Raw genomic sequence first — 5831 nt, 5'->3', positions numbered from 1 at the left:
GGGCCGGGAGGTGGTGAGGTCAATGGCCCAGAGGGCGGCGGGGCAGCGGTGAGGAGTAGACGACGCTCGTCGTCACCGACCCGAGGGCGCCGATCTTGCCCGACACCTCCTCCAGGTGGCGCATCGAACGGGCCGCGACCTTGATCACGAAGCAGTCGTCGCCCGTGACATGGTGCGCCTCCAGGATCTCGGGCGTGACGGCCACCAGATCGTGGAACGGCTTGTAGTTCCCGGTGGGGTAGCGCAGGCGGACGAACGCCAGGATCGGCAACCCCAGCCGCTCCGGGTCCACGACGGCCGCGTAGCCCTGGATCACGCCCGCCTCCTCCAGCCGCCGCACCCGCTCGGTCACGGCGCTCGCCGACATCGAGACGGCACGAGCCAACTCGGCGAAGCTGGCCCGGCCCTCGCGCTGGAGGACCTCCAGGATGCGCCAGTCGGTGGCATCGGGCAGATACGGGGAATTCGCGGCCATCCTCGATGAATAGCAGGGGTATCCCCGGCTGAACAAGGCCCGAGCCGTGGATCGCCCCTTCAGGGCGGTGATCATCCGCCGTAGATTTCCGGTGAGGGAAACAAGGGCTTCCCCGAGGGAAAGGCCAGCTCATGACCGTCGCCACCGCATCCGTCGCTACCGCGTCCGCCGTCACCGCGTCCGCCGTGAACCCTGTCCTGCGGGTCGCCCCCGCCGCCCCGGCCGAGGCCGCCGCGTACTTCCGGGCCAGCCTCGTCTTCCACGCCGACGTCTCCGACGTCCACGCCGCCCTCGCCGCCGATGGCGACCCCGGTTTCGTGGTCCTCGACTCCCGCTCCACCGCGTCCTGGGACCAGGGGCACGTCCCGGGCGCGGTCCACCTCCCCACCGCCCTCATCCCCGAGCAGGCCGAGCGACTGCTCGACAGGTCCGTGCCGGTTGTCACCTACTGCTGGGGTCCCGGCTGCAACGGCGCGACCCGCGCCGCCCTCGCCCTCGCCGAACTCGGCTTCCAGGTCAAGGAGATGCTCGGCGGGTTCGAGTACTGGGCGCGCGAGGGCTTCGCCTACGAGACCTGGGAGGGCGAGGCGCGACGCACGGCAGACCCGCTGACCGCGCCCGTGGACGCCGAGGACTGCGGCTGCTGACCTCGGGTGCCGACACCGCCCCTGTCCGTTGCTGACAGACTGTCAAGAGGCGCTTGGGGGCGGCGAGTTCGGTGCGACGGCCGCCGTGTAGCTTCTGGACATGGCTGGATACGCGGACGCGGCGGTGGTGCCCGATGTGGTGCGGTGGGTGGAATCGAGCGGGGGACCACTCCTGGCGCTACCAGAGGCGGTGCTCCCGTTCTGGGCGGGCGCCGACGGCGACGAGACGTCCTCGGACTACGACCGTGCCTGCGAGGTCGACGGACCCGTCGGCCTGCTGCCGGTCGGCGACACCCGAGCCCTGGTCCTCGGCGACGAACCCGCGTCCACCGCGTACCTGCCCGAGCACGGCGTCTTCGTCCGCTGGTACGCGGCCGACTCCGGGACCGAACTCCTCGCGGGCGTTCCGGCGGCGCTTGCCAGCGCGGCCTGGGGGCCGGAGCTGAGCTGGCGGGTGCCGGGTCCGGTGGTCCTCCTCGACGCCGTCTGGCCCGGCAGGTCGCTGAAGGAGACCGAGCACGTACGGGTGGAGCTGGCTCCCGGCCACTACGGGGTCAGCGCCGCGCGGGTCTCGACCGGCCCGGAGACCTGGCTCGGCCTGGTCAGGGTGAGACCCGTGGCCGACGCGTGAGGCCTGCGTGCGGGAGGGTGAACCCCTGATCGGGAGACGGGCCCTCGGGCGGGAGGCGGACACCGGGCCGGTAGTGAGAACGCCGACGCGGCATGCCATTCCGGGGCGACGCGAGGTCTTCGGTGCGGCGCGGGGCTTCGGCACGACGCGAGGCCTTCGGCACGACGTGGGGCCTTCGGCACGGCGCGAGGCCTTCGGCGTGACGCGAGATTTCCGGCACGGCGCAAGGTCTTCGGCGTGAAGCGAGTCCGGCCCACCGGAACCGGCCCACCGGAACCGGCGCGGCGGCCGGGCCCCGCCGTGGGTGGCGGTGGGCCCGGCCGGACCGGGTCACAGCCGGGACAGCTCGTCCACCAGGTCGTCCAGGCCCAGCGACCCCTGGGACAGCGCGGCCATGTGCCAGACTTTGGCGTCGAAGGCCTCACCGTGGCGCCGCTTGGCGTTCTCCCGGCCCAGCAGCCAGGCCCGCTCGCCGAGCTTGTAGCCGATGGCCTGCCCCGGCATCGTCAGATAGCGCGTCAGCTCGCTCTCCACGAAGTCCGCCGGTCGGCTGCTGTGGGCGCCGAAGAACTCCTGGGCCAGATCCACGGTCCAGCGCTCACCCGGGTGGAACGGAGAGTCCGCCGGGATCTCCAGCTCCAGGTGCATGCCGATGTCGACGATGACCCGGGCCGCCCGCATCATCTGCGCGTCCAGGTAACCGAGCCGCTCCTCCGCGTCCTTGAGGAAGCCCAGCTCGTCCATGAGCCGCTCCGCGTACAGGGCCCAGCCCTCGGCGTTGGCGCTGACGCCGCCGATCGTGGCCTGGTAGCGCGACAGGTCGTCCTTGACGTACACCCATTGCGCGAGCTGGAGGTGATGGCCGGGAACGCCCTCGTGGTACCAGGTGGAGACCAGGTCGTACACCGGGAAGCGGGTCGCCCCCATCGTCGGCAGCCACGTACGGCCGGGGCGGGAGAAGTCCTCGGTCGGGGCCGAGTAGTACGGGGCCGCCGCACCACCGGGCGGGGCGATGCACGACTCGACCTTGCGGACCGGCTCGGCGAGGTCGAAGTGGGTGCCGTCCAGCGCCTCGATCGCCTCGTCCATCAGCGACTGCAGCCACGCGCGGACCTCGTCGACGCCCTCGATGTGCCGGCCGTGCTCGTCCAGGTGCGCGAGCGCCACCCAGGGCGTCTCGGCGCCGGGCAGGATCTTCGCGGCCTCCTGCCTCATCTCGCCGAGCAGCCGGTGGAACTCGGCCCAGCCGTACGCGTACGCCTCGTCGAGGTCCAGGTCCGACCCCGTGAAGTAGCGGACCAGCCTGCCGTAGCGCTCCCGGCCGACCGTGTCCGGCGCCCCCTCGACCGCCGGGGCGTACACGTCACGCATCCAGTCGCGCAGCTCCACCACGGCCCGGGTCGCGCCACGAGCCGCCTCGTCCAGCTCGACGCGCAGCGACTCGGGACCCGCCGACGCGAAGTCCTCGAACCAGCCGCGCCCCGACCCGTCCGTGTCCGCCCACTCGGTGAGCTGGCCGATGAAGGTGGCGGTCGGGCGGGGGCCCGCGTACAGCTTGCGCTCCAGCCCGAGCGCCAGGGACTCGCGGTACCCGGCGTAGGCGGTCGGCACCGCGCGCAGCCGCTCCGCGATCGCCGCCCAGTCCTCCTCGGTCTCCGCCGGGGTGATCGTGAACACCTCACGCACCTCGTGCGGGGGCGTGACCATGTTGCCGACGGCGCGCAGCCCCTCCTCGGCCTCGTGTACGGCCAGCTCCGCCGTCAGCCGCTCGCGCAGCAGGCGCGCGCACCGGCGCTCGACATCGCTGTCCGCGCCCGGTCGCCGTTCCGCCTCGTCGAGCCGCGCCAGCGTCGTCCGGATCAGCTCCGCACGGGCCTCCTGACCGGCCGGCGAGGTGTCCGGCAGCTTGCCGGAACTCTCCTTCACACCCAGATACGTACCGGTCACGGGGTCGAGGGCGATGAGTTCGTCGACGTACGCGTCGGCGACCTCACGGGGCAGGGGGCTCTTGGTGTCAGACATGCCAACAATCTTGGTACGGCCACGGGATCGGCGTCAGCTGCTTAACCGGCGCTTGAGCCTTACGTCGGCCGGATTCCGCTCAGGGCGTGATGTGCCTGCGAGGTGCGTCCGGGTACATCGGGGACCGGTCGATGTTCGCCGGTTCAGGGCGCGGGCCGGTCCGTGGCCGGAGGCAGCAGAGGCCCGCACTCCCACTGCTGGAAGATCAACCGGGTCTCCACCCGCGCCACCTCGCGCCGGGACGTGAACTCGTCGAGGACCAGGCGCTGCAGGTCCGCCATGTCCGCGACCGCGACATGCACGAGGTAGTCGTCCGGTCCGGTGAGGTGGTACACGGTCCGCGACTCCGGCAACGCCCGGATCCGGTCCACGAACGGCCCCACCAACTCCCGCCGGTGCGGCCTGACCTGCACCGAAAGCAACGCCTCCAGACCCCGCCCCAGCTTGGCCGGATCCAGCCGCAGCTGATGGCCGAGGATCACGCCCGCGCGCCGCAGCCGCGTCACCCGGTCCAGACAGGTGGACGGCGCGACCCCGACCTGCGCCGCGAGATCCCGGTACGTCGTCCGGGCGTCGTTCTGCAACAGCCGCAGCAGATGGAGGTCCACCGGATCGAGTACGACGGAATCGGCCATTGTTCGAACGTAACACGGTGTTCGAGCCCCGAGGTCCGGTCGATGTTCACTCTGGCGTCCATGAACTCAGCGAGCACGCACGCGTACGACCACGCACGCACCACGCCGAGAGCACTGGCCACCGAGGCCGTGCACGCCGGCCGCGACGACCTCGCGCGCCAGGGCCTGCACGCCCCGCCGATCGACCTGTCGACCACCTACCCGTCGTACGACAGCCGGGGCGAGGCCGCCCGCATCGACGCCTTCGCCGGCGACGGCGCCCAGCCGGAGGGCCCGCCGATCTACGGACGGCTCGGCAACCCGACCGTCGCCCGCTTCGAGACCGCCCTCGCCCGCCTCGAAGGCACCGAGAGCGCGGTCGCCTTCGCCAGCGGCATGGCCGCCCTGAGCGCCGTCCTCCTCGTCCGCGCCTCGATGGGCCTGCGCCATGTCGTCGCCGTACGCCCCCTGTACGGCTGCAGCGACCATCTCCTCACCGCAGGGCTGCTCGGCACCGAGGTCACCTGGGTCGACCCGGCCGGCGTCGCGGACGCGCTGCGCCCCGACACGGGCCTGGTCCTGGTCGAGTCCCCGGCCAACCCGACCCTCGCCGAACTCGACCTGCGCGCCCTCGCGCACGCCTGTGGCTCGGTCCCGCTCCTCGCGGACAACACCTTCGCCACGCCCGTCCTGCAACGCCCCGTCGAACAGGGCGCCCGGCTCGTCCTGCACAGCGCCACCAAGTACCTCGGCGGGCACGGGGACGTCATGGCCGGGGTCGTGGCCTGCGACGAGGAGTTCGCCGGACGGCTCCGCCAGGTCCGCTTCGCCACCGGCGGCGTCCTGCACCCGCTCGCCGGCTACCTCCTCCTGCGGGGCCTGTCCACGCTCCCGGTCCGCGTCCGGGCGGCCTCCGCGACCGCCGCCGAACTCGTCCGCCGGCTCGCCGCCGACCCGCGCGTCACCCGGGTCCACTACCCGCGCATCGGCGGCGCCATGATCGCCTTCGAGGTGCACGGCGACCCCCACGAGGTCATCGCCGCCGTCCGCCTCATCACCCCGGCGGTGAGCCTCGGCAGCGTGGACACGCTCATCCAGCACCCGGCCTCGATCAGTCACCGCATCGTGGAGGAGTCGGACCGCCGCGACGCCGGCGTGTCCGACCGCCTCCTGCGCATGTCGGTGGGCCTGGAGGACACGGAGGACCTGTGGGCGGACCTGGACCACGCGTTGGGCGAGAGGGCCGCGGGGCTGCCGAGGGAGTGGACGAAGGACGAGGGGCCCGCACTCTCGACGGGTCGCGCCTGATCCTCGACCACGGCCCGGGCCGCCGGCACGGACGGGGCTTCCTAATGCTGTTGTCAAGCTGCGCTGGTGACTGGTGGTGTGACTTGATAGCACCGTCGGTCGCGGATGAGGGCCCACAGGACGTTGACGCGTCG

Annotated in this window: 6 protein-coding genes; 3 read left to right on the top strand and 3 right to left on the bottom strand. The window is 72.3% G+C overall.

The features are described 5' to 3' along the window. Positions 1-19: 19 nt before the first annotated feature. Entirely contained in the window at positions 20-475 is a 456-nt protein-coding gene (locus P1P70_RS39095) for an Lrp/AsnC family transcriptional regulator (protein ID WP_319246287.1), read from the bottom strand. Between the two features lie 131 nt (positions 476-606). Here P1P70_RS39095 and P1P70_RS39090 point away from each other — a divergent pair, with 131 nt between their 5' ends. Further along, a complete protein-coding gene (locus tag P1P70_RS39090; protein WP_319246284.1) occupies positions 607-1122 on the top strand; it encodes a rhodanese-like domain-containing protein in 516 nt (171 codons plus the stop codon). 100 nt (positions 1123-1222) lie between these two features. Further along, on the top strand, positions 1223-1753 hold the full coding sequence (locus P1P70_RS39085; RefSeq protein ID WP_319246281.1) for an immunity 21 family protein: 531 nt from the start codon (positions 1223-1225) through the stop codon (positions 1751-1753). Between the two features lie 330 nt (positions 1754-2083). Here P1P70_RS39085 and P1P70_RS39080 read toward each other — a convergent pair whose 3' ends face one another. Further along, positions 2084-3775, bottom strand: a complete 1692-nt coding sequence (locus P1P70_RS39080) for a DUF885 domain-containing protein (protein ID WP_319246278.1) — start codon at positions 3773-3775, stop codon at positions 2084-2086. Positions 3776-3918: 143 nt separating this feature from the next. Then, on the bottom strand, positions 3919-4410 hold the full coding sequence (locus P1P70_RS39075) for an Lrp/AsnC family transcriptional regulator (protein WP_319246274.1): 492 nt from the start codon (positions 4408-4410) through the stop codon (positions 3919-3921). 60 nt (positions 4411-4470) lie between these two features. On the opposite strand from P1P70_RS39075, the gene P1P70_RS39070 reads away from it, so the two are divergent. Continuing rightward, a complete protein-coding gene (locus P1P70_RS39070) occupies positions 4471-5697 on the top strand; it encodes a trans-sulfuration enzyme family protein (RefSeq protein WP_319246272.1) in 1227 nt (408 codons plus the stop codon). The last annotated feature ends 134 nt before the right edge of the window (positions 5698-5831 follow it).

Origin of the sequence: Streptomyces sp. MB09-02B (assembly GCF_033794485.1) — a bacterium.
Taxonomy (GTDB): domain Bacteria; phylum Actinomycetota; class Actinomycetes; order Streptomycetales; family Streptomycetaceae; genus Streptomyces.
Note: the sequence above shows the minus strand (reverse complement) of the source record. Positions and strands in the feature narration are given on the sequence as shown.